26 protein-coding genes are annotated in these 25893 nt (G+C 71.7%); 9 read left to right on the top strand and 17 right to left on the bottom strand.

Translation table 11 applies throughout. From position 1 onward, the window contains the following. Positions 1–31: 31 nt before the first annotated feature. The 4 genes from ACIRU3_RS00760 to afsQ1 all read right to left on the bottom strand — a co-directional run bounded on the left by ACIRU3_RS00760 (position 32) and on the right by afsQ1 (position 3562). Positions 32–592, bottom strand: a complete 561-nt coding sequence (locus ACIRU3_RS00760; protein WP_404049436.1) for a VanZ family protein — start codon at positions 590–592, stop codon at positions 32–34. A gap of 104 nt (positions 593–696) precedes the next feature. Then, entirely contained in the window at positions 697–1308 is a 612-nt protein-coding gene (locus ACIRU3_RS00755) for a hypothetical protein (RefSeq protein WP_404049434.1), read from the bottom strand. Continuing rightward, the gene (locus ACIRU3_RS00750; RefSeq protein WP_404049431.1) at positions 1305–2888 is read right to left on the bottom strand and encodes an ATP-binding protein; all 1584 of its coding nucleotides are present in this window, start codon (positions 2886–2888) and stop codon (positions 1305–1307) included. The genes ACIRU3_RS00755 and ACIRU3_RS00750 overlap by 4 nt, the downstream gene beginning before the upstream one ends. Beyond that, complete coding sequence (afsQ1, locus tag ACIRU3_RS00745; RefSeq protein ID WP_404049428.1) at positions 2885–3562, bottom strand: two-component system response regulator AfsQ1; 678 nt, start codon at positions 3560–3562, stop codon at positions 2885–2887. Before afsQ1 ends, ACIRU3_RS00750 begins: the two co-directional genes overlap by 4 nt. Before the next feature lie 228 nt (positions 3563–3790). Between afsQ1 and ACIRU3_RS00740 the strand changes: the two genes are divergently transcribed. Then, positions 3791–4528 carry a SigE family RNA polymerase sigma factor gene (locus ACIRU3_RS00740; RefSeq protein ID WP_404049426.1) on the top strand — a complete coding sequence of 246 codons (738 nt, stop codon included), beginning with the start codon at positions 3791–3793 and terminating at the stop codon, positions 4526–4528. Positions 4529–4688: 160 nt separating this feature from the next. Here ACIRU3_RS00740 and ACIRU3_RS00735 read toward each other — a convergent pair whose 3' ends face one another. Beyond that, positions 4689–5291, bottom strand: a complete 603-nt coding sequence (locus tag ACIRU3_RS00735; protein WP_404050508.1) for a uridine kinase — start codon at positions 5289–5291, stop codon at positions 4689–4691. A 160-nt stretch (positions 5292–5451) separates the two neighbouring features. Between ACIRU3_RS00735 and ACIRU3_RS00730 the strand changes: the two genes are divergently transcribed. Further along, positions 5452–5877: a hypothetical protein gene (locus tag ACIRU3_RS00730; RefSeq protein ID WP_404049423.1), complete on the top strand. Its 426-nt coding sequence runs from the start codon at positions 5452–5454 to the stop codon at positions 5875–5877. A 107-nt stretch (positions 5878–5984) separates the two neighbouring features. On the opposite strand, the gene ACIRU3_RS00725 is transcribed toward ACIRU3_RS00730, so the two are convergent. Genes ACIRU3_RS00725 through deoC form a run of 3 tightly spaced genes read right to left on the bottom strand, consistent with a single transcriptional unit; the run spans position 5985 to position 9303 of the window. Beyond that, positions 5985–6893, bottom strand: a complete 909-nt coding sequence (locus ACIRU3_RS00725) for an aldehyde dehydrogenase family protein (RefSeq protein WP_404049421.1) — start codon at positions 6891–6893, stop codon at positions 5985–5987. After that, on the bottom strand, positions 6886–8331 hold the full coding sequence (locus ACIRU3_RS00720; RefSeq protein ID WP_404050506.1) for an aldehyde dehydrogenase family protein: 1446 nt from the start codon (positions 8329–8331) through the stop codon (positions 6886–6888). The genes ACIRU3_RS00725 and ACIRU3_RS00720 overlap by 8 nt, the downstream gene beginning before the upstream one ends. 12 nt (positions 8332–8343) lie before the next feature. Then, entirely contained in the window at positions 8344–9303 is a 960-nt protein-coding gene (gene deoC / locus ACIRU3_RS00715) for a deoxyribose-phosphate aldolase (RefSeq protein ID WP_404049418.1), read from the bottom strand. Positions 9304–9434: 131 nt separating this feature from the next. On the opposite strand from deoC, the gene ACIRU3_RS00710 reads away from it, so the two are divergent. After that, positions 9435–10124 (top strand): PH domain-containing protein, encoded by a 690-nt coding sequence (locus ACIRU3_RS00710; protein WP_404049415.1) that lies wholly within the window; start codon positions 9435–9437, stop codon positions 10122–10124. A 128-nt stretch (positions 10125–10252) separates the two neighbouring features. Here ACIRU3_RS00710 and ACIRU3_RS00705 read toward each other — a convergent pair whose 3' ends face one another. From ACIRU3_RS00705 to ACIRU3_RS00695, 3 genes are all read right to left on the bottom strand, one after another. Next, positions 10253–11884 carry a phospho-sugar mutase gene (locus ACIRU3_RS00705; protein ID WP_404049413.1) on the bottom strand — a complete coding sequence of 544 codons (1632 nt, stop codon included), beginning with the start codon at positions 11882–11884 and terminating at the stop codon, positions 10253–10255. A gap of 116 nt (positions 11885–12000) precedes the next feature. Then, on the bottom strand, positions 12001–12837 hold the full coding sequence (locus tag ACIRU3_RS00700; protein ID WP_404049410.1) for a purine-nucleoside phosphorylase: 837 nt from the start codon (positions 12835–12837) through the stop codon (positions 12001–12003). Between the two features lie 125 nt (positions 12838–12962). After that, positions 12963–13400: a gamma-glutamylcyclotransferase gene (locus tag ACIRU3_RS00695; protein WP_404049407.1), complete on the bottom strand. Its 438-nt coding sequence runs from the start codon at positions 13398–13400 to the stop codon at positions 12963–12965. A 95-nt stretch (positions 13401–13495) separates the two neighbouring features. Between ACIRU3_RS00695 and ACIRU3_RS00690 the strand changes: the two genes are divergently transcribed. Both ACIRU3_RS00690 and ACIRU3_RS00685 read left to right on the top strand, forming a co-directional pair. Continuing rightward, positions 13496–14944, top strand: a complete 1449-nt coding sequence (locus ACIRU3_RS00690; protein WP_404049404.1) for an NAD(P)H-quinone dehydrogenase — start codon at positions 13496–13498, stop codon at positions 14942–14944. Between the two features lie 166 nt (positions 14945–15110). Then, positions 15111–16049 carry a DeoR/GlpR family DNA-binding transcription regulator gene (locus tag ACIRU3_RS00685; RefSeq protein WP_404049401.1) on the top strand — a complete coding sequence of 313 codons (939 nt, stop codon included), beginning with the start codon at positions 15111–15113 and terminating at the stop codon, positions 16047–16049. 175 nt (positions 16050–16224) lie between these two features. Here the strand turns inward: ACIRU3_RS00685 and ACIRU3_RS00680 are convergent, their stop codons facing one another. Further along, a complete protein-coding gene (locus tag ACIRU3_RS00680) occupies positions 16225–17997 on the bottom strand; it encodes a biotin carboxylase N-terminal domain-containing protein (protein ID WP_404049399.1) in 1773 nt (590 codons plus the stop codon). Positions 17998–18387: 390 nt separating this feature from the next. On the opposite strand from ACIRU3_RS00680, the gene ACIRU3_RS00675 reads away from it, so the two are divergent. After that, on the top strand, positions 18388–18957 hold the full coding sequence (locus tag ACIRU3_RS00675; protein ID WP_404049396.1) for a hypothetical protein: 570 nt from the start codon (positions 18388–18390) through the stop codon (positions 18955–18957). Here the strand turns inward: ACIRU3_RS00675 and ACIRU3_RS00670 are convergent. From ACIRU3_RS00670 to ACIRU3_RS00655, 4 genes are all read right to left on the bottom strand, one after another. Further along, positions 18929–19546: a Maf family protein gene (locus tag ACIRU3_RS00670; protein ID WP_404049394.1), complete on the bottom strand. Its 618-nt coding sequence runs from the start codon at positions 19544–19546 to the stop codon at positions 18929–18931. The genes ACIRU3_RS00675 and ACIRU3_RS00670 overlap by 29 nt on opposite strands. A 26-nt stretch (positions 19547–19572) precedes the next feature. Next, positions 19573–19701, bottom strand: coding sequence for a morphogenic membrane protein MmpB (gene mmpB / locus ACIRU3_RS00665; protein WP_404049392.1), 129 nt, complete (start codon positions 19699–19701; stop codon positions 19573–19575). An 88-nt stretch (positions 19702–19789) separates the two neighbouring features. Continuing rightward, complete coding sequence (locus ACIRU3_RS00660; protein WP_404049389.1) at positions 19790–19999, bottom strand: acyl-CoA carboxylase epsilon subunit; 210 nt, start codon at positions 19997–19999, stop codon at positions 19790–19792. A gap of 24 nt (positions 20000–20023) precedes the next feature. Next, entirely contained in the window at positions 20024–21616 is a 1593-nt protein-coding gene (locus ACIRU3_RS00655) for an acyl-CoA carboxylase subunit beta (protein ID WP_404049386.1), read from the bottom strand. Positions 21617–21727: 111 nt separating this feature from the next. Here ACIRU3_RS00655 and ACIRU3_RS00650 point away from each other — a divergent pair, with 111 nt between their 5' ends. Both ACIRU3_RS00650 and ACIRU3_RS00645 read left to right on the top strand, forming a co-directional pair. Continuing rightward, positions 21728–22588 carry a biotin--[acetyl-CoA-carboxylase] ligase gene (locus ACIRU3_RS00650; protein ID WP_404049383.1) on the top strand — a complete coding sequence of 287 codons (861 nt, stop codon included), beginning with the start codon at positions 21728–21730 and terminating at the stop codon, positions 22586–22588. A 541-nt stretch (positions 22589–23129) separates the two neighbouring features. Then, complete coding sequence (locus tag ACIRU3_RS00645) at positions 23130–24254, top strand: adenylate/guanylate cyclase domain-containing protein (protein ID WP_404049381.1); 1125 nt, start codon at positions 23130–23132, stop codon at positions 24252–24254. Here ACIRU3_RS00645 and ACIRU3_RS00640 read toward each other — a convergent pair. After that, entirely contained in the window at positions 24229–24843 is a 615-nt protein-coding gene (locus tag ACIRU3_RS00640; protein ID WP_404049378.1) for a hypothetical protein, read from the bottom strand. The genes ACIRU3_RS00645 and ACIRU3_RS00640 overlap by 26 nt on opposite strands. A 204-nt stretch (positions 24844–25047) precedes the next feature. On the opposite strand from ACIRU3_RS00640, the gene ACIRU3_RS00635 reads away from it, so the two are divergent. Then, complete coding sequence (locus ACIRU3_RS00635; RefSeq protein ID WP_404049375.1) at positions 25048–25842, top strand: enoyl-CoA hydratase/isomerase family protein; 795 nt, start codon at positions 25048–25050, stop codon at positions 25840–25842. Positions 25843–25893: the final 51 nt, after the last annotated feature.

Below are 25893 nucleotides of genomic sequence, written 5' to 3'. Positions count from 1 at the left end.
GGTACGGAGACGAACGGGACGAAGCGTCGCTCTACGGGGCGATCCCGACCCTGGGAATCGTCGGGGTACGCCCCTGAGGGAGGTCCTCCTGGACGGTGACCTGTCCGGCCCTGCGGGGCCCGTGCTCGCCCCGCCGCCGCAGCCAGGCCCGGCCCGCGGGCACCACGGCCAGGTGGGCCAGCGCCACGCCCACGGTGTTCAGCAGCAGCGAGTCGACGTCCACCACCCGGCCCGGAACCCCCGTCTGCAGCAGGGCGATGCCCAGCGAGATCAGGGCCCCCGTGGCCGCCGTACGGGCCAGCGAGGCGAGCGGGGAGACGGCGAGCCGGCCGTGGGCCATCGGCAGCAGCACGCCCAGCGGCGCGAGCAGTGCCAGCCCCTCGCCGATGCGTCTGGCCGCCTCCGGCCCGCCCAGCGCCAGGTCGGCCCGGATGCCGGCGAGCGGGTGAAGGTTGGCGGGCATGACCCAGGGGACGTCCAGGGGCCGCAACATCAGCCAGGCGACAAGCCCGAGGTGTGCGACGAGGAGGACGCCTCCCGTCACCTGGATGCGAATCGCGGCGCTGCCGCCGATGGAGCCTTGACGCTGCACGCCCCCCTAGACGCGCCGGTGTGCACGATCGGTTCCGCATCCGTCACGCGGATGCACATGAGGCGTCCGCCACACCGGGGCTCTACGGGGCTCTACGGGGCAGCTCAGCCCGCCGTCACGTCGCCGGAGGGGGGTTCGGTGGTGCCCGGCCGGTTGCGGACGTCGTCGGTGCACGCGTAGCGGCGCAGCGGCTCGCTGGCCGGCCCGCCGAGGATCACCGAGCCGTCGCCCTCCGTCGCCGCCGAGTCGGACAGCGTGCACACGAGCTGGGCGAGCGCGTAGGAGGTGAGCCGGTCCGGCGCGGTGCTCAGCCGCAGCGCGTCCTCCGGGTCCTTGGGGCCCGGCCCGGTCACGCCCAGGCCGCCCGGCACGTGCGTCGTGTAGCCCGCCCCCTTCTCCGCGGCCGACGGGGACGCGGCGAGCTGGTCCAGCAGGCCCTGTGCCACGATCACCCGGCGCCGTGCGTCCGGCGTGCCCTCCGGGACCCGCACGGCCCGGTCGACGGCCACCAGGGACGAGCCGCACAGCAGGAAGACCTGCACCGGCACCCCGCGCGAGGACTGCGTCGACACAGCGGGCCCGGACAGCGAGCAGGGCACCCGGGAGGGCGCCCCGCCGAAGTCGGTCGGCACCTCGGTGGGGCGGATCCCGCAGCCGGTGACCAGCGCGGCGAGAAGGGGCACCGCCAGCAGGCCTCGTACGGACCTCGCGGTCATGACCCCTCCTTCCCGCAGTCCCCGGCCGCGTTGTCCCCGTCGCCCCCGTCGCCCTCCTCGGTCAGCCGTGAGGCGTCCCGCGGCAGCCGCAGCGTGAACACCGCACCCCCGTCGGGGGAGTTGGCGGCGGTGATCTCACCGCCGTGGATGTGGGCGTTCTCCATGGCGATGGACAGACCCAGGCCGCTGCCCTCGGAGCGCGGCCGGGAGGCACTGGCCTTGTAGAAGCGGTCGAAGACGTGCGGCAGGACGTCCTCGGGGATGCCGGGCCCGTGGTCGCGCACCGCGATGACCAGGTCGTCTCCGTCGATCCGCACCGACACCCGCACCGGTGACCCGCCGTGCTTGAGCGCGTTGCCGATCAGGTTGGCCAGTATGACGTCCAGGCGGCGCGGGTCCAGACTGGCGTGGACGCCGCGCTCGGCGTCCAGCTCCACGGCGTCCAGCCAGGCCCGGGCGTCGATGCAGGCGGTGATCTGGTCGGCGAGGTCGACGTCGTCCAGGACCAGGCGGGCGGTGCCCGCGTCGAAGCGGGTGACCTCCATCAGGTTCTCGACCAGGTCGTTCAGCCGCCGGGTCTCGCTCACCACGAGCCGTACGGCCGGTTCGATCATGGGGTCGATGCCGCCGGCCTCGGACTCCAGCTCCTCCTCCAGCACCTCCGTGACGGCGGTGATGGCGGTCAGGGGAGTGCGCAGCTCGTGCGACATGTCGGCGACGAAGCGGCGGGAGGCGTCGTCACGGGCGGCCATGTCCTCGACCCGTTTCTCCAGCGCCTCCGCCGCGCTGTTGAACGTCCGTGACAGATCGGCGAGTTCATCCGTGCCCGACACACTGAGCCGGGTGTCCAGCCTGCCCTCGCCGAGCCGCCGGGCGGCCACCCCCAGCCGGTGCACCGGCTTCAGGACGGTCGTGGCCGCGGCCTGCGCGAGCAGCGCCGAGCCGATCAGTGCGAGACCCGTCGCGATCCCCAGCGACCAGGCCAGCGAGTTGAGGTCCTTGGCCTCCGGCTCCAGCGACTTCGCCATGTAGCCCGTCGGACCGCCGCCGATCAGTCTCGTACCGGCCACCAGATACGGCGTGCCGTGGTCGTCGACCCGCTGCCAGTACAGGTGGTACGGCGACTTGTTGCCGTCGGTCACCTTCTGTCGCTTGTTCACCGCGGCACGCAGCGAACCCGGCACGTCCTCCAGCGAGAAGCCGTTGATGCCGCCCGAGTTGCCGTACACCGTCTTGCCGTCCGGGTCCTCGGCGACCAGCAGCACGCTGAACCGCTGGCTGCTGCCGGCCATCTGGCCCGCCGCACGCTGCAGTTCGTCCTGCGAGGGGTGCACGGGCAGCGCACCCGCCCGGTTCTGCATCTCCTGCTGGAAGTCGCGCAGCACCGCGTCCTGCGCGCGGGTGAGCACGGCCTCCCGGTTCAGCCAGTACGCGATGCCCGACGCCGACACCGCGGCGGTGAGCGCGACCAGCCCGAAGACGACCACCAGCCGCAGCCTGAGGCTGGTGAACCGCAGCCGCGACAGACTCCCCTTGCGCCCCGCGGCCCAGCCGCGCAGCCCCCCATGCGTATCGGTCACTGAGGAGCGTCCAGGCGGTAGCCGACACCACGCACGGTACGGATCAGGGTCGGGGACGAGGGCACGTCCTCCACCTTGGCGCGCAGCCGCTGCACACACGCGTCCACCAGGCGTGAGTCGCCCAGGTAGTCGTGCTCCCACACCAGGCGCAGCAGCTGCTGCCGCGACAGCGCCTGACCGGGCCGCCGGCTCAGCTCCAGCAGCAGCCGCAGCTCGGTCGGCGTCAGCTGCAGGTCCTCGCCGTTCTTGGTCACGGTCATCGCGGAGCGGTCGATGACGAGGCTGCCGAAGCTCGCCGAGTCGGTGGACTCGCGTTCCCCGCGGCGCAGCACGGCCCGGATCCGGGCGTCCAGCACCCGGCCCTGCACCGGCTTCACGACGTAGTCGTCGGCCCCGGACTCCAGCCCCACGACCACGTCGATGTCGTCATTGCGCGCGGTGAGCAGGATGATCGGCAGCTGGTCGGTGCGCCGGATACGCCGGCACACCTCGAAGCCGTCGATGCCGGGCAGCATCACATCCAGCACGATCAGATCCGGCCGCTGCTCGCGCAGCAGCTTCAGACCGTCCTCACCGCTGGCAGCGGTCGCCACCCGGTGACCCTGGCGCGTCAGGGAGAGCTCCAGGGCCGTGCGGATGGCGTCGTCGTCCTCGATCAGCAACAGGGAAGGCACGGGCACATTCTGGCCCATGGACGGGCTCTCGTACGACCTGCCCGACACAGCCCTCTGTATCGCCACCTTCTGTGCGCATTCTGTGACGGCCCTGGGCCGGACCCCTGTGACAGGTCTGTGACAGTCGACGGACACGGCCATGAAGGTCGCTCGGCAAGCTTTTCGGCACAGGCAAGGAAGCACCACCGAGCTAGCCGAACACCGGAAGTCCACGACGGGGAGCGCGAGATGAACACGCTGCACAGCATCAGCACCAGCGCAGTGGTCACGCGTCTGCACGACGTGCACCGGGGTTCCGAGAAGTCCGGTGCCGTGAGCGGGCGGGGGTGCGCTCGCGGCACCGGGCGTCAGCACACCGGTTACATGACGGTGGTTGACGCGCACACGGGGGAGACGCACGGGGGATCCGCGTACGGGGAGGACCCGGGGGAGCGTCGTTCGCTGACCGAGGCGGAGTTCACCGCCTACGTCCAGGAGCGCCGCGCCTCCCTGTACGCCACCGCCTACCACCTGACCGGCGACCGCTTCGAGGCCGAGGACCTGCTGCAGAGCGCGCTGTTCTCGACGTACAAGGCGTGGGACCGGATCAGCGACAAGGCGGCGGTCGGCGGCTATCTGCGCCGGACCATGACCAACCTGCACATCAGCGCCTGGCGGCGCCGCAAGCTCAACGAGTACCCGACCGAGGAACTGCCGGAGACGCCCGGCGAGACGGACGCGATGCGCGGCACCGAACTGCGCGCGGTCCTGTGGCAGGCGCTGGCCCGGCTGCCCGAACTCCAGCGCACCATGCTGGTCCTGCGCTACTACGAGGGCCGCACGGACCCGGAGATCGCGGAGATCCTCGACATCAGTGTCGGCACGGTGAAGTCCAGCATCTGGCGGTCGCTGCGCCGGCTGCGCGAGGACGAGGTCCTCAGCTTCGGCCGTGACGAGGAGAACGCCTTCGGCGAACTGGTCGCCTGAAGGTTCGGGGGGAGCAACGGGGGAGATACGGGGACCACTGGGGGGTGGGCCCACGGGGGAAACACGGGGGAGCACAAAGAAGCGGGACTGGAGGGCCGGGGGGTCCGTCCAGTCCCGTTTCGCGTTTTCGCAGGTCCGGCCGTGAGCCGGCGTCTGCCGCCTATGCCACCGTCTGCTGCCGCGTCTGACGGCCCGCCGCGGCCGCGGCGAGCCGGCCCAACGCCTCGTCCCGGTCGCAGGGGTGGGCGCCCAGGGAGACCTGGCGGGTCACGATCGACCGCTCCGCACGCATCAGCCGCCAGCCGCGGCGCAGCAGGAACGGCACCGACTTGCGGCCCTCCTTCAGGTCCCGCAGGAAACGCCGGCGGAAGGTGGTGACCGGACCGCGGGACAGGCACAGCGCGTCCGCCAGCACGCCGCGGTCACGGCAGCGCTCCACGATCTCCGCGGCGAAGATGCCCTCCGCGATGAACAGCGGGGTGCGCCCGATGTACAGCGTCTCCTCGCCGGTACGGGCGCTCAGCGCGATGTCGTACACCGGCACGGCCGTCGACCCCGTGGCGCACAGCCGGGCGATGGCCTCGACCGCGACGTCCGCGTCCCACGACTGAGGATGGTCCCAGTCGATGTCCGAACTCCCGTCCACCAGCGGCAGTGTCGGGTCGTCGCTCTCCTTGTAGAAGTCGTCGAGACGCAGGACGGGAAGCCCGGAACGGGCGGCGACGAGTGACTTGCCCGAGCCCGAGGGGCCGCAGAGCAGCACGACACGGGCGGGGGACGGGGGATGAATGCTCACGGAACACCAGTTTGACGTATGGCGGGCCGTCTGCCGACCCCGCGGGTCGGCTTTTGAGCGTGACTCCCGCCTCAACTACGCTACGTGTCGTTATCGTTACCTTGCGCACTTGAAGGCGGCATCAGTGATGGCCCGACACAGCTCCTCCCCGCATCCCACCGCGCAGCGCGCCCTGGTCGTCCTCGCGACCGCCTCGGCGGCCCTGGGCGTGGGTGCGACGACGGCGTCCGCCGACGCCGCTGCCGTCGCGGAGGTGCCCTGGCAGCCCGCCTCGCTCGGCAGGATGGACCCGGGGGCCGGCTTCCAGGCGTCGTCCGGCTCGGTGCGGTACGTCACCGGCCCCGTCCCGGGCTTCGACCCCGTCGCCTTCGCCCGCGCCGGTGCGCAGCGCAAGGCGGAGCAGACGGAGGCGCGGAAGGCGGCACGCAAGAACGACGGCGGTGACGACCCGCTCTCCGGGCTGACGGGCCCGGTCACCCAGACGGGGTCGCTCGGCGCCGTCCCGGCGCTGGAGCGGTTCGCCGGACTGCTGGGCGGTGGCGGCACGGCCTGAGCCGGGCCGCGCGCCCTGGGCGGACGAGAGAGCCGCGTCTCCCCCGGACGGAGGGGAGGCGCGGCTCTCGGTCTTGCGGGGCCGGCCCGCTGCGGCGGGCGCCCCGCTCAGTACGACGAGCCGGACGCGCCCAGCGAACCCGTCGGGTGCCAGACCGTCTTCGTCTCCAGGAAGGCGGTCAGACGCTCGATGCCGGGCGTCTGCGCGTAATCCACAGGCTGTGGACGCAGGACGCGCTTCAGGTTGTCCGCCGCCGCGATCTCCAGCTCCTTGGCCAGCACCTCGTCGGCGCCCGCGAGGTCGATCGCGTTGACGTCCTGGTGCGCGGCGAGCGGCGCGGCGAGCTCCGCCGTACGGCCGGACAGGACGTTGACCACACCGCCGGGGACGTCGGAGGTGGCCAGCACCTCGCCCAGCGACAGGGCGGGCAGCGGGGCCCGCTCGGAGGCCACGACGACCGCCGTGTTGCCGGTGGCGATCACCGGGGCGAGCACCGAGACCAGGCCGAGGAAGGACGACTCCTGCGGGGCCAGTACGGCGACCACGCCGGTCGGCTCGGGGGAGGACAGGTTGAAGAACGGACCCGCGACCGGGTTCGCCCCGCCGATCACCTGGGTGATCTTGTCGGTCCAGCCCGCGTACCAGACCCAGCGGTCGACGGCGGCGTCCACGACCGCGGCCGCCTTCGACCTGGACAGGCCCTCGGCGTCCGCGACCTCGCGCACGAACTGCTCGCGGCGGCCCTCCAGCATCTCGGCGACGCGGTAGAGGATCTGGCCGCGGTTGTAGGCCGTCGCGCCGGACCAGCCGCCGAACGCCTTGCGCGCGGCCACGACCGCGTCACGGGCGTCCTTGCGGGAGGACTGCGGAGCATTGGCCAGCCACTTGCCCTTGGAGTCCGCCACCTCGTACACCCGGCCGCTCTCGGAACGCGGGAACTTCCCGCCGACGTACAGCTTGTAGGTCTTGAAGACGCTGAGTCGCTGCAGCTCGGTCTTCTCGGACTTCTCAGACATCGAGGTACGCCTCCAGGCCGTGGCGGCCGCCCTCGCGGCCGAAGCCCGACTCCTTGTAGCCGCCGAAGGGCGAGGTCGGGTCGAACTTGTTGAACGTGTTGGACCAGACGACGCCGGCGCGCAGCTTGTTCGCGACGGCCAGGATCCGGGAGCCCTTCTCGGTCCAGATGCCCGCCGAGAGGCCGTACTGCGTGTTGTTGGCCTTGGCGACGGCCTCGTCCGGGGTGCGGAAGGAGAGCACCGACAGCACCGGGCCGAAGATCTCGTCGCGCGCGATGGTGTGCGCCTGGGTGACGTTCGTGAACAGCGTCGGGGCGAACCAGTAGCCGCTCTCGGGGAGGTCGCAGGCCGGGGACCAGCGCTCGGCACCCTCCGCCTCGCCCTGCTCGACCAGCGACGTGATGCGGGAGAGCTGTTCGGCGGAGTTGATCGCGCCGATGTCCGTGTTCTTGTCCAGCGGGTCGCCGAGACGCAGGGTGGACAGACGGCGCTTCAGGGAGTCCAGCAGCTCGTCCTGGATCGACTCCTGGACCAGCAGCCGGGAGCCGGCGCAGCAGACCTGGCCCTGGTTGAAGAAGATGCCGTTCACGATGCCCTCGACGGCCTGGTCGATCGGGGCGTCGTCGAAGACGATGTTGGCGCCCTTGCCACCCAGTTCGAGGGTGAGCTTCTTGTGGGTGCCCGCGACGGTCCTCGCGATCGCCTTGCCGACGGCCGTCGACCCGGTGAAGGCGACCTTGTCGACGTCCGGGTGCGCGACGAGCGCGGCACCGGTGTCGCCGTAGCCCGGAAGGATGTTGACGACACCCTTGGGCAGGCCGGCCTGGCGGCAGATGTCCGCGAAGAACAGCGCGGAGAGCGGGGTGGTCTCGGCGGGCTTGAGCACGACCGTGTTGCCGGTCGCCAGGGCGGGGGCGATCTTCCAGGCCAGCATCAGCAGCGGGAAGTTCCAGGGGATGACCTGGCCCGCCACGCCCAGCGGCTTCGGCGAGGGGCCGAACCCGGCGTGGTCGAGCTTGTCCGCCCAGCCCGCGTAGTAGAAGAAGTGCGCGGCGACCAGCGGAAGGTCCGCGTCGCGGGTCTCCTTGATCGGCTTGCCGTTGTCCAGCGTCTCCAGGACCGCAAGCTCGCGGCTGCGCTCCTGGACGATCCGGGCGATGCGGAACAGGTACTTGGCGCGCTCGGATCCGGGCAGTGCCGACCACTTCTCGAACGCCTTGCGGGCGGCCTTCACCGCGCGGTCGACGTCCTCGGAACCGGCCTGGGCGATCTCCGAGAGCACCTCCTCGGTGCTCGGGCTGACCGTCTTGAAGACCTTGCCGTCGGCCGCCTCGGTGAACTCACCGTCGATGAACAGGCCGTAGGAGGGGGCGATGTCGACGACGGAGCGGGACTCGGGCGCCGGTGCGTACTCGAATGCGGATGTCTGCATGTCCATCTTCATGGGGTCTCAGTCCACCGTCACGTAGTCGGGGCCGGAGTAGCGGCCGGTGGCCAGCTTCTGACGCTGCATCAGCAGGTCGTTCAGGAGCGAGGAGGCGCCGAAACGGAACCAGTGGTTGTCCAGCCAGTCCTCGCCCGCGGTCTCGTTGACCAGGACCAGGAACTTGATCGCGTCCTTGGTGGTGCGGATGCCGCCGGCGGGCTTCACGCCGACCTGGATGCCGGTCTGGGCGCGGAAGTCGCGCACCGCCTCCAGCATCAGCAGGGTGTTGGAGGGGGTGGCGTTGACGGCGACCTTGCCGGTGGACGTCTTGATGAAGTCCGCGCCCGCCAGCATGCCCAGCCAGCTCGCCCGGCGGATGTTGTCGTACGTCGACAGCTCGCCGGTCTCGAAGATGACCTTCAGCCGGGCGCTCGTCCCGCAGGCCTCCTTCACGGCGACGATCTCGTCGTACACCTTCAGGTACTTGCCCGCGAGGAACGCGCCCCGGTCGATGACCATGTCGATCTCGTCGGCGCCCGCGGCCACGGCGTCACGGACGTCGGCCAGCTTCACCTCGAGGGCGGCACGCCCGGCCGGGAAGGCGGTGGCGACCGAGGCGACCTTGACGCCGGAGCCGGCGACGGCCTCCTTGGCGACGGCCACCATGTCGGGATACACGCAGACCGCGGCCGTGGTGGGGGTCGTACGGTCCGTCGGGTCGGGGTGGACCGCCTTGGCGCCGAGCGCCCGGACCTTGCCCGGGGTGTCCGCGCCTTCCAGCGTCGTCAGGTCGACCATCGAGATGGCGAGGTCGATGGCGTACGCCTTCGCGGTGGTCTTGATGGAACGGGTGCCGAGAGACGCGGCGCGCGCCTCCAGGCCGACCGCGTCGACGCCGGGCAGCCCGTGGAGGAAGCGGCGCAGCGTGCTGTCGGACGCGGCGACGTCAGCGAGAGCGGGGGATGCAGTGGTGGGCATGGTCACCAGACGAGCATATCTACGCGCGTAGCGGCTGTATAGCCCCGGGTGCTCATTGCCTCGGTGTTGATCACGGATGAGCGCCTGGACCGGGGTGCGTCGAGGCGGTTCCGGCCGCGTCGGGCAGAATCGGGACCATGACGACCCCGGACCGCCAGCCCTCCGCGCCGCAACCTCCCGCGTCCACCACCAGGGACCTGGTCTACCGCTCACCCCAGGCGCTGGTGGCCGGCGTGCTGCTGCTGGTGCTGGCCGCCTGGCTGGGCATCGACGCACTGGTCAAGGGAGACGGTCGGACCCCCTGGCTCGCGCTCGCCGCGCTGATCCTGGTCGTGCCGCTGGTGATCGCCTTCACCCTGCGGCCGGCGGTCTTCGCGGGCGAGGACCGGCTGCGGGTCCGCAACCCCTTCCGGGTGATCACCCTGCCCTGGGGCGAGGTGGCCTCCCTGCGCTCCGGCTACACCAACGAGGTCATCGCCAATTCCGGCGCCAAGTTCCAGCTGTGGGCCGTCCCCGTCTCGCTGCGCGCACGCAAGAAGGCGGCCCGACGGCAGACCCGGGCGGAGAGGGCGGCCAGAGGTGAGAGCCGGTCCGGGGGCTTCGGGTTCGGCGGGCTCGGCGGGTTCGGCGCCCCCGGCGCCGTCGGCGACGACGGCCCGGCCCGCGCGGAGACCGACCAGATCATGGGTGACCTGCGGGAGATGCAGGAGCGGCGGGGGAAGGCCAAGTCGGCTCAGGGGGAGGTCACCGTGCGCTGGTCCTACGAGGTGATCGCGCCCGCGGTCGCCGGGGCGGTGCTGCTGGCGGTGCTGCTGGCGACGGGGTGAGCCCGGCGGCTGCCGGCGTGGCATGAGGGCCTGCGGGAGCGGTCCTCGCGCTGTTTCCGCGGGCGCTCGGGCGAGTGTGTGCGTCGTCGGGGTGCCCTGGGGACAGGGCACCCCGACGTGCCGGTGACTCAGATGCCGGCGGCCGCGGACAGGTCCCGCTTGATGGCGGCGAGCAGCTCGGCCGCGCGGGTGTGGGCGGCCGGGAGACCGGCGTGGCCGGCGACCGGGACGACGACCTCCAGGTAGCACTTCAGCTTGGGCTCGGTGCCGCTGGGGCGGACGATGACGCGGGCGCCGTCGAGGGTGTACCGCAGGCCGTCGGTGGGCGGCAGCTCGTCCGTGCCCCGCGTCAGGTCCTCGGCGCGGGTGATGGCAAGGCCCGCCAGCTCGGTCGGGGGCTGCTCGCGCAGGCGGCGCATCGCGTCGGAGATGACGGAGAGGTCCTGGACGCGGACCGACAGCTGGTCGGTGGCGTGCAGGCCGTGCGTCACGGCCAGGTCGTCGAGGAGGTCGAGGAGGGTGCGGCCCTCCTCCTTGAGCCCGGAGGCCAGCTCGGTGATCAGGAGCGCGGCGGTGATGCCGTCCTTGTCGCGCACGCCCTCCGGGTCCACGCAGTAGCCGAGAGCCTCCTCGTAGCCGTAGCGCAGGCCGTCGACGCGGGCGATCCACTTGAAGCCGGTGAGGGTCTCCTCGAAGGGCAGGCCCGCCTTCTCGGCGATCCGGCCGAGCAGGGAGGAGGAGACGATCGACTCCGCGAAGGTGCCGGTGGCACCGCGGGCCACCAGATGGGCGGCGAGCAGCGCGCCGACCTCGTCGCCGCGCAGCATGCGCCAGTCCGCGCCCGACTTGACGGCCACGGCACAGCGGTCCGCGTCGGGGTCGTTGGCGATGACGAGGTCCGGGTCGCTCGCGCGGGCCAGCGCGAACGCCAGGTCCATCGCGCCCGGCTCCTCCGGGTTGGGGAAGGCGACCGTCGGGAAGTCCGGGTCGGGGTCGGCCTGCTCGGCGACCAGCACCGGCTCGGGGAAGCCGGCGCGGGCGAACGCGGCGAGCAGCACGTCCCTGCCGACGCCGTGCATCGCCGTGTAGACGGTGCGGGCGGTGCGCGGTGAGCCGGCGGCCAGGACGGCGTCGGTACGGGCCAGATAGGCGTCCAGGACCGCGTCGTCGAGGGTCTCCCAGCCGGCCTCCGGGCGGGGTACGTCGTGCAGCGAGGCGATCGCCTCGATCTCGGCGGCGATCTCCGCGTCCGCGGGCGGGACGATCTGGGAGCCGTCGCCGAGGTAGACCTTGTAGCCGTTGTCCCGGGGCGGATTGTGGCTGGCGGTGACCTCCACGCCCGCGACCGCGCCGAGGTGCCTTATCGCGAAGGCCAGCACGGGGGTGGGCAGGGGGCGGGGGAGGACAGCGGCACGCAGGCCGGCGCCGGTCATGACGGCTGCGGTGTCCCGGGCGAAGTCGGCGGACTTGTGGCGGGCGTCGTAACCGATGACCACCAGTCCGCCGGCCTGGCCCTGCTTCTTCAGGTAGGCGGCGAGGCCGGCGGCGGCGCGGATCACGACGCTGCGGTTCATGCGCATCGGGCCGGCGCCGAGTTCACCCCGCAGGCCGGCGGTGCCGAACTGGAGGGTGCCGGCGAAGCGGGCGGAGAGTTCGCCGACGTCCCCGGCCTCGATCAGCTTGGCCAGCTCGTCGCGGGTCTCCGGGTCCGGGTCCTCGGCGAGCCATGCGTCGGCCCTGGCGATGAGATCGTCGTGCACCTTGGGATCAGCCTCTCCTGTGTCTGCCTCGTCCCTGGGGGGCTCCGCCCCCAGACCACCACTCACCACCCGCCCGCCCGACTCGGTCGGCCGCAGGCGGACGGGTGGGATCGCGCTTACAGCTTGCCCAGCACCCGACCGAGCAGCTCGCCCATCCGCGCCGCCGAGTCGCGGCCCGCCTGGAGGACCTCCTCGTGGTTCAGGGGCTCGCCGGTCATGCCCGCCGCGAGGTTGGTGACCAGGGAGATGCCCAGCACCTCGGCGCCCGCCTCGCGCGCGGCGATCGCCTCGAGGACCGTGGACATGCCGACCAGGTCGGCGCCGATCACACGGGCCATGCGGATCTCGGCCGGCGTCTCGTAGTGCGGGCCGGGGAACTGCGCGTAGACGCCCTCCTCCAGGGAGGGGTCGATCTCCTTGCACAGGGCGCGCAGGCGGGGGGAGTAGAGGTCCGTCAGGTCGACGAAGTTGGCGCCGACGATCGGGGACGTGGCCGTCAGGTTGATGTGATCGCTGATCAGCACCGGCTGGCCGGGGCGCATGCCCTCGCGCAGGCCGCCGCAGCCGTTGGTCAGCACGATGGTCTTGCAGCCGGCGGCGACGGCGGTGCGCACGCCGTGCGCGACGGCGGCGACCCCGCGGCCCTCGTAGAAGTGCGTGCGGCCCAGGAAGACCAGCGCACGCTTGTCACCGAAGGAGTACGAGCGGATCTTGCCGCCGTGCCCCTCGACGGCCGGCGGCGGGAAGCCGGGCAGCTCGGTGACCTGGAACTCGGCGTCGGGTGCGCCCAGGGCGTCGACGGCGGGAGCCCAGCCGGAGCCCATCACGAGGGCGACGTCGTGGGTCTCGGCGCCGGTGAGTTCGCGCAGGCGCGCGGCGGCGGCGTCGGCGGCGACCCTGGGATCTGCGGGGGTGGCGCCCTGGATGTCGTCCGGAAGAAGAGATGCGTTCACGCCGACGAGGGTAGCCGGTGTTCGCCTACGCGCGTAGATGACAGAGCCCACGGGAATGCTTTCGTTGTCTTGTCGTTTTCGACAAAGGGTGGGCAAATCCTCGGCAAGGCCCCGCCCGGCCCGCCTCAGCAGGGGCGCTTGCGCAGCTCCATCACATAGTCGTGGGGTGCCCCGGCGGATTCGGCGGCATCCGCGACCTCCCCGAGGTAGCGGGCCGAGGGCAGCCCCCCCTCGTAGGCGTTGAGGACGTACGTCCACGCCGGCTCCTCGCCGTCCAGGGTGTGCACACGCACCCGGACGCGCCGGTAGATGCCGAGGCCGACGCCCTCCCAGCGGTCGAGGGACTCCTCGTCCATGGGCGCGATGTCGTACAGGCCGACGAAGACCTGGTCCCCCGGCTCCTCGACGATCGTCGCCAGTGCGCCCTCCCAGCCGAGCTGCTCGCCGCCGAAGGTCAGCCGCCAGCCGTTCAGCCAGCCGATGGCGCGCAGCGGGGAGTGCGGGGCGCGGCGGGACATCAGCCGCGCTTCGAGGTTGCCGGCGTACGCGGCATAGAGCGACATGGGGAGAGGGTACGGCAGCGGAAACTCCGTCTCTCCCGACCCGGGGGCCGCCGCCGGGTGCCCCGGGGCAGTAGCACCTTGAAGCGTGCGGGACAATGGGGTACGTGACTCGGATCGTGATCATCGGTGGCGGACCCGGCGGATACGAAGCGGCGCTGGTCGCCGCGCAGCTCGGTGCGGAGGTGACCGTCGTCGACTGCGACGGTCTGGGCGGAGCGTCGGTACTGACCGACTGCGTGCCGTCGAAGACCCTTATCGCTACGGCCGAGGTGATGACCACCTTCGACTCCTCCTACGAGGAGCTGGGCATCATCGTCGCCGACGACACCCCGCCGCTGGAGCGGGCGGCCCGGGTGGTCGGTGTGGACCTCGGCAAGGTCAACCGGCGTGTGAAGCGGCTCGCGCTCGCCCAGTCCCACGACATCACCGCGTCCGTGACGCGGGCCGGCGCCCGGGTCATGCGCGGCCGCGGCCGGCTGGACGGCATGCAGGCCCTCGACGGTTCCCGCAAGGTCGTCGTCACCGCCGCCGACGGCACCGAGGAGACCCTCGTCGCCGACGCCGTCCTCATCGCCACCGGCGGACACCCGCGCGAGCTGCCCGACGCCCAGCCCGACGGCGAGCGCATCCTCAACTGGACCCAGGTCTACGACCTCACCGAGCTGCCGGACGAGCTGATCGTGGTCGGCTCCGGTGTGACCGGTGCCGAGTTCGCGGGCGCCTACCAGGCGCTGGGGTCCAAGGTGACCCTGGTGTCCTCGCGCGATCGCGTGCTGCCCGGTGAGGACCCGGACGCCGCGGCCGTCCTCGAAGACGTCTTCCGCCGCCGCGGCATGAACGTCATGGCCCGCTCCCGCGCGCAGTCCGCCAAGCGTGTCGGTGACCAGGTGGAGGTGACGCTGGCCGACGGGCGCGTCATCAGCGGCTCGCACTGCCTCATGGCCGTCGGCGCCATCCCGAACAGCGCGGGGCTCGGCCTGGAGGAGGCCGGCGTCAGGCTGCGCGACTCGGGGCACATCTGGACCGACAAGGTGTCCCGGACGACCGCTCCGGGCGTCTACGCGGCCGGTGACGTGACGGGTGTCTTCGCGCTCGCGTCGGTGGCGGCGATGCAGGGACGTATCGCCATGTACCACTTCCTCGGCGACGCGGTGGCCCCGCTGAACCTCAAGACGGTCTCCTCCAACGTCTTCACCGACCCCGAGATCGCCACCGTCGGCTACACCCAGGCCGACATCGACTTCGGCAAGATCGAGGCGCGGGCCGTCAAGCTCCCCCTGCTGCGCAACCCGCGGGCCAAGATGCAGGGCATCCGGGACGGCTTCGTGAAGATCTTCTGCCGGCCGGGCACCGGGATCGTCGTCGGCGGTGTCGTCGTCGCGCCCCGCGCCTCGGAACTGATCCACCCCATCTCGATCGCCGTCGACAACAATCTGACGGTCGAACAGATCGCGAACGCGTTCACGGTGTACCCCTCCCTTTCGGGGTCGATCGCGGAGGTGGCACGGCAGTTGCACACGCGGAAGGCGAACGGCGCGGGCTGACCGGCCCGCCCGACTTCCCGCTGGTCACGGGGAGTTGTCGAGCATGCGTGCGGCATAGGCGGGAAGGGTAGGCCTTATACCACTTCCCGTCCTGCCATGCGAACAACTTCTGTTATTCGGCGCAAACTGCTGAAAGCAGACGGTCGTTGGGGTTACTGTCAGTTTCGTGTTCGCTGCAGAACGTCGCCAATTGATCCTCGAAATGGTGCGAGCGAACGGGGCCGTGTCGCTCCGTGAACTCGCCCGCGTCGTCCAGACCTCCGAAGTGACCGTACGGCGGGACGTGCGCGCGCTGGAGGCAGAAGGACTCCTCGACCGCCGGCACGGCGGTGCGGTACTGCCTGGCGGGTTCACGCGGGAATCCGGCTTTCCGCAGAAGTCCCATCTCGCGACCGCCGAGAAGACGGCCATCGCCGATCTCGCCGCGGGCCTCGTCGAAGAAGGCGAAGCCATCGTGGTCGGCGCGGGTACGACCACGCAGGAGCTGGCCCGCCGGCTCGCCCGTGTGCCCGGTCTGACCGTCGTGACCAACTCCCTGCTGGTCGCTCAGGCGTTGGCCCATGCCAACCGGGTGGAGGTCGTGATGACCGGCGGCACCCTGCGCGGCTCCAACTACGCCCTCGTCGGCTCCGGCGCGGAACAGTCCCTGCAGGGACTGCGGGTGTCGAAGGCGTTCCTCTCGGGGAGCGGCCTGACCGCCGAGCGGGGGCTGTCCACGTCCAACATGCTCTCGGCGTCCGTCGACCGAGCGCTGGTGCAGGCCGCCGCGGAGGTCGTGGTCCTCGCCGACCACACCAAGCTGGGCACCGACACGATGTTCCAGACGGTACCGACCGATGTCATCACCCGGCTGGTCACCGACGAGCCGCCCGCGCACGACGACCGCGCAGCAACCGAGCTGCAGGCACTCGCCGATCAGGGGGTGCAGATCGCCGTGGCGGGGGCGAGCGGGGGGTCGGCGGGGGGTGAGCCGGGGCCTGCGGCGCGCCAGCGGGCCCTTCCCGGGCCTCGGCGCGGGGTGCCCGGTGGAGGGCTGCGAGGGATGCTCGGGGAGCAGCAGGCGGGCGCCGAGCGGGGTCGCGTCGCCGATTTGCGGCGGCGTTAGCAAGGCCCCGTGGGCTTCGGCGCCCGGTCGCCGTGCGACCTGTCGTGGTCGGGCGGCTGCGGGTTCGGCGTCATGGTTCGCGCAGTTCCCCGCCCCCTGGGCCGGCCGTTGAGAACTCGAAAAGGAAACGCCCGGCAGACCGTTCGTCCACCGGGCGTCACTCGGGTTCCTGCTGTCAGTCCTTGATCTCGCAGATCGCCGCGCCCGACGTCACCGACGCGCCGACCTCGAAGTTCAGACCCTTGATGGTGCCTGCCTTGTGGGCGTTCAGGGGCTGCTCCATCTTCATGGCCTCCAGGACGACGACCAGATCGCCTTCCTTGACCTCCTGGCCCTCCTCGACCGCGACCTTCACGATCGTGCCCTGCATCGGGGAGGCGAGGGTGTCGCCGGAGGCCACCGGGCCGGACTTCTTGGCCGCGCGGCGCTTCGGCTTGGCGCCGGCGGCCAGGCCGGTGCGGGCCAGGGACATGCCCAGGGAGGCCGGGAGGGAGACCTCCAGGCGCTTGCCGCCGACCTCGACGACGACCGTCTCGCGACCCGTCTCCTCCTCCGCCTCGGCGTCGGCCGGGGTGGCGAAGGGCTTGATCTCGTTGGCGAACTCGGTCTCGATCCAGCGGGTGTGGACCGTGAACGACTCCTTGGAGCCCGTCAGCTCAGGGGCGAACGCGGGGTCCTGGACGACCGCACGGTGGAACGGGATGGCCGTGGCCATGCCCTCGACCTGGAACTCCTCCAGGGCGCGGGAGGCCCGCTCCAGGGCCTCCTTGCGGGTGCGGCCGGTCACGATCAGCTTGGCGAGCAGCGAGTCCCAGGCCGGTCCGATGACCGAGCCGGACTCCACGCCCGCGTCCAGGCGGACACCGGGGCCGGACGGCGCGTCGAAGCGGGTCACGGTGCCGGGAGCGGGCAGGAAGTTGCGGCCCGGGTCCTCGCCGTTGATCCGGAACTCGAACGAGTGCCCGCGCAGCGCCGGGTCGCCGTAGCCCAGTTCCTCGCCGTCGGCGATGCGGAACATCTCGCGGACCAGGTCGATGCCGGCGACCTCCTCGGTCACCGGGTGCTCCACCTGGAGGCGGGTGTTCACCTCCAGGAAGGAGATCGTCCCGTCCTGGCCGACCAGGAACTCACAGGTGCCGGCGCCCTCGTAGCGGGCCTCCTGCAGGATCGCCTTCGAGGCGCGGTACAGCTCGGCGACCTGCTCCTCGGAGAGGAACGGCGCCGGCGCCTCCTCGACCAGCTTCTGGTGGCGGCGCTGGAGCGAGCAGTCACGGGTGGAGACCACGACCACGTTGCCGTGCTTGTCGGCCAGGCACTGGGTCTCCACGTGGCGCGGACGGTCCAGGTACCGCTCGACGAAGCACTCGCCACGGCCGAACGCGGCGACCGCCTCGCGCACCGCGGACTCGTAGAGCTCGGGCACCTCTTCGAGGGTGCGGGCGACCTTCAGGCCGCGGCCGCCGCCGCCGAAGGCCGCCTTGATGGCGATCGGCAGGCCGTGCTGCTCGGCGAAGGCGACGACCTCGTCCGCGCCGGAGACGGGGTCCGGGGTGCCGGCCACCAGCGGGGCGCCGGCCCGCTGTGCGATGTGCCGGGCGGCGACCTTGTCACCCAGGTCGCGGATCGCCTGCGGGGGCGGGCCGATCCAGATCAGACCCGCGTCCAGGACCGCCTGCGCGAACTCGGCGTTCTCCGACAGGAAGCCGTAGCCCGGGTGGACCGCGTCCGCCCCGGACTCGCGGGCGGCGTTCAACACCTTTTCGATGTCCAGATAGCTGGTGGCGGGAGTGTCACCGCCCAGGGCGAACGCCTCATCCGCGGCGCGGACATGCAGAGCGTCCCGGTCCGGGTCGGCGTACACGGCCACGCTCGCGATCCCGGCATCCCGACAGGCCCGGGCCACGCGGACAGCGATTTCGCCACGGTTGGCGATGAGCACCTTGCGCACGATTGAGGCTCCCTCCTTGAAACAAGCCGAGTTTAGGGACTGCCGACACGGCACTTCGACCCGTCCCCAATGGTGAGCTTGCCCACACGGAGCGTGATGCGGGGCTCGCCCGACCCGCGAAAGCCCTTGTCGCACCGCGGTACGCAGGACTCCTTCGGAAAACCCTAGCCCTGTCATGTGGTCAAGGTCTCTGTGAGAGCGTGCTGCGGCCCACTCTGTTTCTTTGTCGAGTCCCTACGAATGGCCCAATGATTCTTTGCTGGTGCCCGAACCCTTGTCCCCGGGTTTACCCGTTAGTAGCGTTCGCGATGACTCGAACGTACTTCAGGTAACAGCAGCTCTGCTCGGGCTGAGGTCGAAAGTGGGTGGGGGCCGGTGGTACGCAGACCGGTGGCGTGGATCGTGGCGGTCGTCCTCCTTGCGGAGGCGCTCGCCATCGGGGCACTGAACTGGTTCCTCGGGGTGGTCGTGGACCGGCAGAAGATGTCCCTGGCCGGCCTCGATCCGGACGTCATGTCGGCGTCCTCGAAGATCGGCGGCGTGGTCTTCGGTCTCTACTTCGCCCTGTGCGCCCTGGTGGCGCTGCTCGTGGCGATACGCAACCGCCCGCCCGCCGGCTTCGGCCGGGTCCTGCTGATCAGTGTCGCGGTGGTGCACGGCCTGCTGGGCGCGTTCACCTGGGGCCTGGTGGGCTGGACGGCGTTCCTGTTCATGGTGGTGGTGCTGAGCCTCGTCGTCCTGCTCCTGATGACGTACGACCGTGACAGCGGCCCGGAACAGGCCTCCTCGGGCGGCGCTCCCGAGCAGGGCGGCGACCCGAAGGCCGAGGACGAGCCGGCCGCGCCCGCGGGCGTGCCGGGCACGTCGCAGAGCCGTACGGGTGAGCCCCGGGACGGGGACGACGAGCCGCAGGACTCGGTCCGCGCCCAGGTCACTCAGCCGGTGCCCACAACTCTGTGATGCCGACACCCAGTTCCGCCAGCAGCCGCCGCACCAGGGGCATGCTGATGCCGATCACATTGCCGTGGTCGCCGTCGATGCCCTCGATGAACGGCGCCGAACGGCCGTCCAGGGTGAACGCCCCGGCGACGTAGAGGGGTTCGCCGGAGGCGACGTACGCGGCGATCTCCTCGTCCGAGGGATCGCCGAAGCGCACGACGGTGGAGGCGGTACCTGCGACGTACCGCTTGGCCGTCGTGTCCCAGATGCAGTGCCCCGTCTGGAGGATCCCGGCCCGCCCGCGCATGGCCTTCCAGCGGGCCGTGGCCTCCTCGGCGTCGGCGGGCTTGCCGAGCGCCTGCCCGTCCAGCTCCAGGACGGAGTCGCAGCCGATCACCAGGGCACCCTGCACCTCCGGCTTCGCCGCCACGACGGAGGCCTTGGCCTCGGCCAGGGCGAGCGCCAGCTCGGCCGGGGTGGGCGCGGTGACGGCGTCCTCGTCGACCCCGCTCACGATCACCTCGGGCGCGAGGCCCGCCTGACGGAGCAGGTTGAGGCGGGCAGGGGACTGGGAGGCGAGCACGAGTCGTCTGCGCGGCTTTGCGGTCATGCCGTCAGGTTAGCGGTGCCGCCGTGCTACCTCAGGCCGATCACGATCATCCCGAGCAGCATGGCCAGGGCCAGGACGAGGCCGAGCCGCCGCAGCATTTCCTGCGTGTCGCGCATGTCCTCGGGCGGCTCGTTCTCGGGGTCTGACCACAGCATTCCTCCAGCGTGCGGTGGGCCGGACACCGGGCGCCTGAGTACATGTACTCAACTTGGCGCCCGGTGTCGCACCGACGTGCGCCGTGGCTCAGCCCGGCCAGTAGGTGCGGGACCAGGAAGCCGGGCCCGGGTGCGGGACGCGGTGTCCCGCGATACGGGCCGGGTCCGACCAGGAGTCACGCGGACCGGGCGCGCCGGGCGGCGTTGCTGCCGCCGCCACGGCGCGGGCGCGGACCACCGCCAGGGCGGCGGCCAGCTCCTCCGGGGTGGGATTGCCTCGTACGACCTTGATGTTCATGACCGCTCCAAAGGTCAGCGGGGCCTAGAGGGGGATGTTGCCGTGCTTCTTCGGAGGCAGGGATTCCCGCTTCGTGCGCAGCTGACGCAGGCCGCGGACAATGTGGGCCCGGGTGTCCGACGGCATGATCACCGCGTCGATGTAACCGCGCTCGGCCGCGATGTAGGGGTTGAGGAGGGTGTCCTCGTACTCCCGGATGACCCGGGCGCGGGTGGCCTCGCCCTCTCCGGCGGCCTCCGCCTCGGCGATGGTGCGCCGGTGCAGGATGTTGACGGCGCCCTGCGCGCCCATGACGGCGATCTGGGCGGTCGGCCAGGCGAGATTGAGGTCGGCGCCGAGGTGCTTGGAGCCCATCACGTCGTAGGCGCCGCCGAAGGCCTTGCGGGTGATGACGGTGATCAGCGGGACGGTCGCTTCCGCGTAGGCGAAGATCAGCTTGGCGCCGCGGCGGATGATGCCGGTGTGCTCCTGGTCCACGCCAGGGAGGAAGCCCGGCACGTCGACGAAGGTGAGCACCGGGACGTTGAAGGCGTCGCAGGTGCGCACGAAGCGGGCGGCCTTCTCGCTGGCGTCGATGTCGAGGCAGCCGGCGAACTGCATCGGCTGGTTGGCGACGATGCCGACGGGGTGGCCCTCGACCCGGCCGAAGCCGGTGACGATGTTCGGCGCGAACAGCGCCTGGGTCTCGAAGAACTCGGCGTCGTCCAGGACGTGCTCGACCACCGTGCGGATGTCGTACGGCTGGTTCGCGCTGTCCGGGACGAGCGTGTCCAGCTCGCGGTCCTCGTCGCTGATCGCCAGGTCGGCCTCCTCGGGGAAGACCGGGGCCTCGCTGAGGTTGTTGGACGGCAGGTACGACAGCAGCTGCTTGACGTACTCGATGGCGTCCTTCTCGTCGCCGGCCATGTGGTGGGCCACGCCGGAGACGGAGTTGTGGGTGCGGGCGCCGCCCAGCTCCTCGAAGCCGACGTCCTCGCCGGTGACGGTCTTGATGACGTCCGGGCCGGTGATGAACATGTGCGAGGTCTGGTCGACCATGACCGTGAAGTCGGTGATGGCCGGGGAGTAGACCGCGCCGCCCGCGCAGGGGCCGACGACCAGGCTGATCTGCGGGATGACACCGGAGGCGTGGGTGTTGCGGCGGAAGATCTCGCCGTACGCGCCGAGGGAGGCGACGCCTTCCTGGATGCGGGCGCCGCCCGAGTCGTTGATGCCGATGACCGGGCAGCCGGTCTTCAGCGCGAAGTCCATGACCTTGACGATCTTCTGGCCGTAGACCTCGCCGAGCGCGCCGCCGAAGACGGTGAAGTCCTGGGAGAACACGGCGACCGGGCGGCCGTCGACCGTGCCGTAGCCGGTCACGACGCCGTCGCCGTACGGGCGGTTCTTCTCCAGACCGAAGTTCGTCGAGCGGTGCCGGGCGAACTCGTCCAGTTCGACGAAGGAGCCCTCGTCGAGCAGCAGCTCGATGCGCTCACGGGCCGTCAGCTTGCCCTTGGCGTGCTGCTTTTCGACGGCGCGCTCCGAGCCGGCGTGCGTCGCCTCGTGGATACGGCGCTGCAGATCCGCGAGCTTGCCCGCGGTCGTGTGAATGTCGATCTCTTCCGGCTCGGACATCGGGATCGCGGCTCCCTGCCTGCTCAAAAGGGGGGACGGTTACTCATCCGTAGCGTAGTGGTGTGCGCCGGTGTGGGCAGTGCGGCGTTTCCCACACCTAGGGTGACTTGCATGACGCCGCACAATGCATCAGACGACAGCCGTTGGTCCGACCTGGACCGTCCGCCCCTGAACGCCGCGGCGCTGCGGCGCGCTCTGGTGCGCGAGGGGAGTCTGTGGTCGGAACTGGACCTGGTCCAGCACACCGGCTCCACCAACTCCGACCTGGTGGCCCGGGCCGTGGCCGGCAAGGCGGACGAGGGCGCGGTCCTCGTCGCCGAGGAGCAGACCTCCGGGCGCGGCCGCCTGGACCGCCAGTGGACCGCACCGGCCCGCTCGGGTCTCTTCTTCTCCGTCCTGCTCAAGCCTTCCGAGGTGCCGGTGGCCCGCTGGGGCTGGCTGCCGCTGCTCACCGGGGTGGCCGTGGCCACCGGGCTGTCCCGGGCGGCGGGCGTGGACACGGCGCTCAAATGGCCCAACGACCTGCTGGTTTCCGTGGGCGGCGAGGAGCGCAAGACCGGGGGCATCCTCGCCGAGCGGGCCGGGGACGACGCCGTGGTCGTCGGCGTCGGTATCAATGTCAGTCTGCGGGCCGAGGAGCTGCCCGTGCCCCAGGCGGGGTCGCTGGCGCTGGCCGGGGCGGTGGGTACGGACCGGGATCCCCTGCTGCGGGCCGTGCTGCGGTCGCTGGAGGAGTGGTACGGGCGGTGGCGGGCGGCGGGGGGTGATCCGGCGGCGAGCGGGTTGCAGGAGACCTATGTGGCCGGGTGCGCGACGCTGGGGCGGGTCGTGCGGGCGGAGCTGCCGGGGGATCGGGCCGTGGTGGGGGAGGCGGTCGCTGTCGATGGGGACGGGCGGCTGGTCATCGCCACCGAGGCGGGTGTGCAGGAGCCTGTGGGGGCGGGGGACATCGTTCATCTGCGGCCTGCGTGAGGGTGCCTGCGGCGCTTGTGCGGTTCGAGTGGTGGTGCCTGTCGTGCCTGCGGCGTCTGTGCGGCTTGAGCGGTGGTGCCTGTCGTGCCTGCGGCGCTTGTGCGGCTTGAGCGGTGGTGCCTGTCGTGCCTGCGGCGCTTGTGCGGCTTGAGCGGTGGTGCCTGTCGTGCCTGCGGCGCTTGTGCGGCTTGAGTGGTGGTGCCTGCGGCGCTTGTGCGGCTTGAGCGGTGGTGCCTGCGGCGCCTGTGCGGCTTGAGCGGTGGTGCGCGTAGCGCCCAGTGGAGCGTTGTGGCGGGGACGGGTCGGGGGGTGTCCGTCCTCGGAACGGCGCGGAATCGGTCTTCTGCCCAGGTGCTGGTGTCGACGCGCCAACCGCTGCGGGCGGACACCCCCCGACCCGTCCCCTTCCCGTCGTGGGCGGCTGCGGCGGTGAGCTGACCGGTGCCGATGAGCCGAACCCGACGGAGTGAGCTGGCGCACACCTGCCGTAGAGTTGAGGCCGGTCGGTACGTGACCGTGGCAGATCGGAAGGGCATCAGGCGTGACCGTCGACGACACGGGCTCCGGCGCGGACGCGGACGGCCGGGTGGACCCCAACGCCGTCGACTCCGGCGAGGATCCGCTTGCCCTGCGTCTCGAGCAGCTCATCCTGGGCGCCGAGCGGCGCTACACCCCTTTTCAGGCGGCCCGCAGTGCCGGGGTCTCCATGGAGCTGGCGTCACGGTTCTGGCGGGCCATGGGGTTCGCCGACATCGGGCAGGCCAAGGCGCTCACCGAGGCCGACGTACTGGCCCTGCGGCGTCTGGCCGGTCTGGTCGAGGCCGGCCTGCTGAGTGAGGCCATGGCGGTGCAGGTGGCCCGGTCCACCGGGCAGACCACCGCCCGGTTGGCGGAATGGCAGATCGATTCCTTCCTTGAGGGGCTGACCGAGCCTCCCGAGCCGGGCATGACCCGCACCGAGGTGACGTACCCGATCGTCGAGCTGCTCCTGCCCGAGCTGGAGGAGTTCCTCGTCTACGTGTGGCGCCGTCAGCTCGCCGCCTCGGCCGGGCGCGTCGTGCAGACCGCCGACGACGAGGAGATGGTCGACCGGCGGCTTGCGGTGGGTTTCGCCGATCTTGTCGGGTTCACTCGGCTCACCCGGCGGATGGAGGAGGAGGAGCTCGGCGAGCTCGTCGAGGCCTTCGAGACCACCGCCGCCGACCTGGTGGCCGCCCGGGGCGGGCGGCTGATCAAGACCCTCGGCGACGAGGTGCTGTACGCCGCCGACGACGCGGGCACGGCCGCGGACATCGCCCTTCGCCTGGTCGAGACGATGTCGAACGACGAGACGATGCCCGAGCTGCGCGTCGGCATGGCGTTCGGCACCGTGACCACCCGGATGGGCGATGTCTTCGGTACGACGGTGAACCTGGCCTCCCGGCTGACCTCGATAGCACCGCGCGATGCCGTGCTGGTGGACAGCGCCTTCGCCGAGGAGCTGATCCGCTCCGGCGAGGCGCCCGCCTCGGAGGCGGAGGCGGCCGAGGCCGCGGCGGCCGCGGAGAAGGAGGGCGAGGAGCCGCCCACGTACCGCTTCGCGCTCCAGCCCATGTGGCAGCGTCCGGTCCGCGGGCTCGGCGTGGTCGAGCCCTGGCTGCTCACGCGCCGCGACGGCCAGGCCTGACACCGCCCGGAAGATCCACGCACAGGCCGATGACCGGCACGCACACGTCCCCCTGAGCGGGTGCGGTCGGGCTCGGTGCGGGCGGCCGGGTGGGCGTGGGTGTCGTCGGCGCCGGGCGTGGTGAGTGGGTGGACGGGGTGCTCGTGGGAGGCGGGGCGCCCGTCGGGATGGTGGTCGGGACTCCGGTGCTGCCCGGGAGCGTGGTGGCCGCGGGCGTCGGGGCGGTCTTGTCCGCGGTCGTCGGTGCGGCGCTGACCCCGCCCATGACCGAGGTGGCCGAAGGCGGCGCCGTGGGCCCGGCCTCGGTGGTGGCGGCCGTGTCGGCCGCGCCGTCGGTGACGCCGGCTCCCGGGTCGAGCCGGGGCTCGGCCTCCGCCGTGCCCGGCGCGCCGACCCCGGACTCCGGTGTGACGCGGACGAGGCTGAGGACTCCGGCGGCGAGAGCGAGGCCGCCGGCGGCGAGCAGTACCTTGCGGGGGCGGGGCTTGCGGTGGCGGCCGCGGCGGACGGCCGGTGGAACCGGTTCCGGCGCAGGCTCGGCCTGCCGGACCGTTTCAGCTGCACGGGACTGTGCACGTATCGGTGTCATGAGGTTCCCTCCCCGCCGCGCGCTCAGGGCGCGCCATGGCGGAGCGCACGCTATGCGCTCCTGTGGGCGGTGTGGGGTGAGACGGCCGGGATGTCACTCGAACGGGCGTAGAACAGCGGGCCGGGGCGGCTCTTTCCCGGGGCGGGGTGCGGCTGCGATGATCGGGCCCGACAGTGAGTTAACCCGCGTTAACCGGAGGGTGTCATGAGCGAGGAGCGGTTCGGGGAGTTCGTGCTGGTGCGGCGGCACGGGCGGGTGGCCGAGCTGGTGCTGGACCGGCCCAAGGCCATGAACGCCGTGTCGACGGAGATGGCCCGTTCCATGGCGGCCGCGTGCACGGCGCTGGGTGCCGACCGGGACGCGCGGGTGGTCGTACTGACCTCGTCCCATGAGCGGGCGTTCTGCGTGGGCGCCGATCTGAAGGAGCGGAACTCCTTCAGCGACGCGGACCTGGTACGCCAGCGGCCGGTGGCGCGCGGGGCGTACACCGGAGTGCTGGAGCTGCCCATGCCGACGATCGCCGCGGTGCACGGCTTCGCGCTGGGCGGCGGCTTCGAGCTGGCCCTGTCCTGCGACCTGATCGTGGCGGACCGCACGGCCGTGGTGGGGCTGCCGGAGGTGTCCGTGGGTGTGATTCCCGGGGGTGGCGGTACGCAGCTGCTGCCGCGCCGGGTCGGAGCGGCGCGGGCGGCCGAGCTGATCTTCTCGGCGCGGCGGGTGGAGGCTGCGGAGGCCGCCGAGCTGGGGTTGGTTGACCAGCTGGTGGAAGAGGGACGGGACCGCGAGGAGGCGCTGGCACTGGGGGCGGTGATCGCCGGGAACTCGCCGGTGGGGCTGCGGGCGGCGAAGCGGGCGCTGCGGCTGGGGCACGGGCTGGATCTGCGGGCCGGGCTCGAGGTCGAGGACGCGGCGTGGCGATCGGTGGCGTTCTCGGCGGACCGGGCGGAGGGCGTGGCGGCATTCAACGAGAAGCGGAAGCCTGAGTGGCCCGGGGAGTGAGCCGGGCGCGGTACGTACGTTTCTGAGCCGCCGGTGCTGCTGCGTGGGCGG

Source organism: Streptomyces sp. NPDC101151, from assembly GCF_044768335.1.
In the GTDB taxonomy this organism is placed as follows: domain Bacteria; phylum Actinomycetota; class Actinomycetes; order Streptomycetales; family Streptomycetaceae; genus Streptomyces.
Note: the sequence above shows the minus strand (reverse complement) of the source record. Positions and strands in the feature narration are given on the sequence as shown.

Bases quoted from the DNA above. Each gene is read 5' to 3' on its own strand.
- ACIRU3_RS00695 (WP_404049407.1), bottom strand. From the start codon at position 13,400: ATGTCGCTCTATGCCGCGTACGCCGGCAACCTCGAAGCGCGGCTGATG.
- ACIRU3_RS00755 (WP_404049434.1), bottom strand. From the start codon at position 1,308: ATGACCGCGAGGTCCGTACGAGGCCTGCTGGCGGTGCCCCTTCTCGCC.
- ACIRU3_RS00640 (WP_404049378.1), bottom strand. From the start codon at position 24,843: ATGACACCGATACGTGCACAGTCCCGTGCAGCTGAAACGGTCCGGCAG.
- mmpB (WP_404049392.1), bottom strand. From the start codon at position 19,701: ATGCTGTGGTCAGACCCCGAGAACGAGCCGCCCGAGGACATGCGCGAC.
- ACIRU3_RS00655 (WP_404049386.1), bottom strand. From the start codon at position 21,616: ATGTCCGAGCCGGAAGAGATCGACATTCACACGACCGCGGGCAAGCTC.
- ACIRU3_RS00710 (WP_404049415.1), top strand. From the start codon at position 9,435: ATGACGACCCCGGACCGCCAGCCCTCCGCGCCGCAACCTCCCGCGTCC.
- ACIRU3_RS00740 (WP_404049426.1), top strand. From the start codon at position 3,791: ATGAACACGCTGCACAGCATCAGCACCAGCGCAGTGGTCACGCGTCTG.
- ACIRU3_RS00660 (WP_404049389.1), bottom strand. From the start codon at position 19,999: ATGAACATCAAGGTCGTACGAGGCAATCCCACCCCGGAGGAGCTGGCC.
- ACIRU3_RS00720 (WP_404050506.1), bottom strand. From the start codon at position 8,331: ATGGACATGCAGACATCCGCATTCGAGTACGCACCGGCGCCCGAGTCC.
- ACIRU3_RS00730 (WP_404049423.1), top strand. From the start codon at position 5,452: ATGGCCCGACACAGCTCCTCCCCGCATCCCACCGCGCAGCGCGCCCTG.
- ACIRU3_RS00670 (WP_404049394.1), bottom strand. From the start codon at position 19,546: ATGACCGCAAAGCCGCGCAGACGACTCGTGCTCGCCTCCCAGTCCCCT.
- ACIRU3_RS00690 (WP_404049404.1), top strand. From the start codon at position 13,496: ATGGGGTACGTGACTCGGATCGTGATCATCGGTGGCGGACCCGGCGGA.
- ACIRU3_RS00725 (WP_404049421.1), bottom strand. From the start codon at position 6,893: ATGTCTGAGAAGTCCGAGAAGACCGAGCTGCAGCGACTCAGCGTCTTC.
- ACIRU3_RS00650 (WP_404049383.1), top strand. From the start codon at position 21,728: ATGACGCCGCACAATGCATCAGACGACAGCCGTTGGTCCGACCTGGAC.
- ACIRU3_RS00635 (WP_404049375.1), top strand. From the start codon at position 25,048: ATGAGCGAGGAGCGGTTCGGGGAGTTCGTGCTGGTGCGGCGGCACGGG.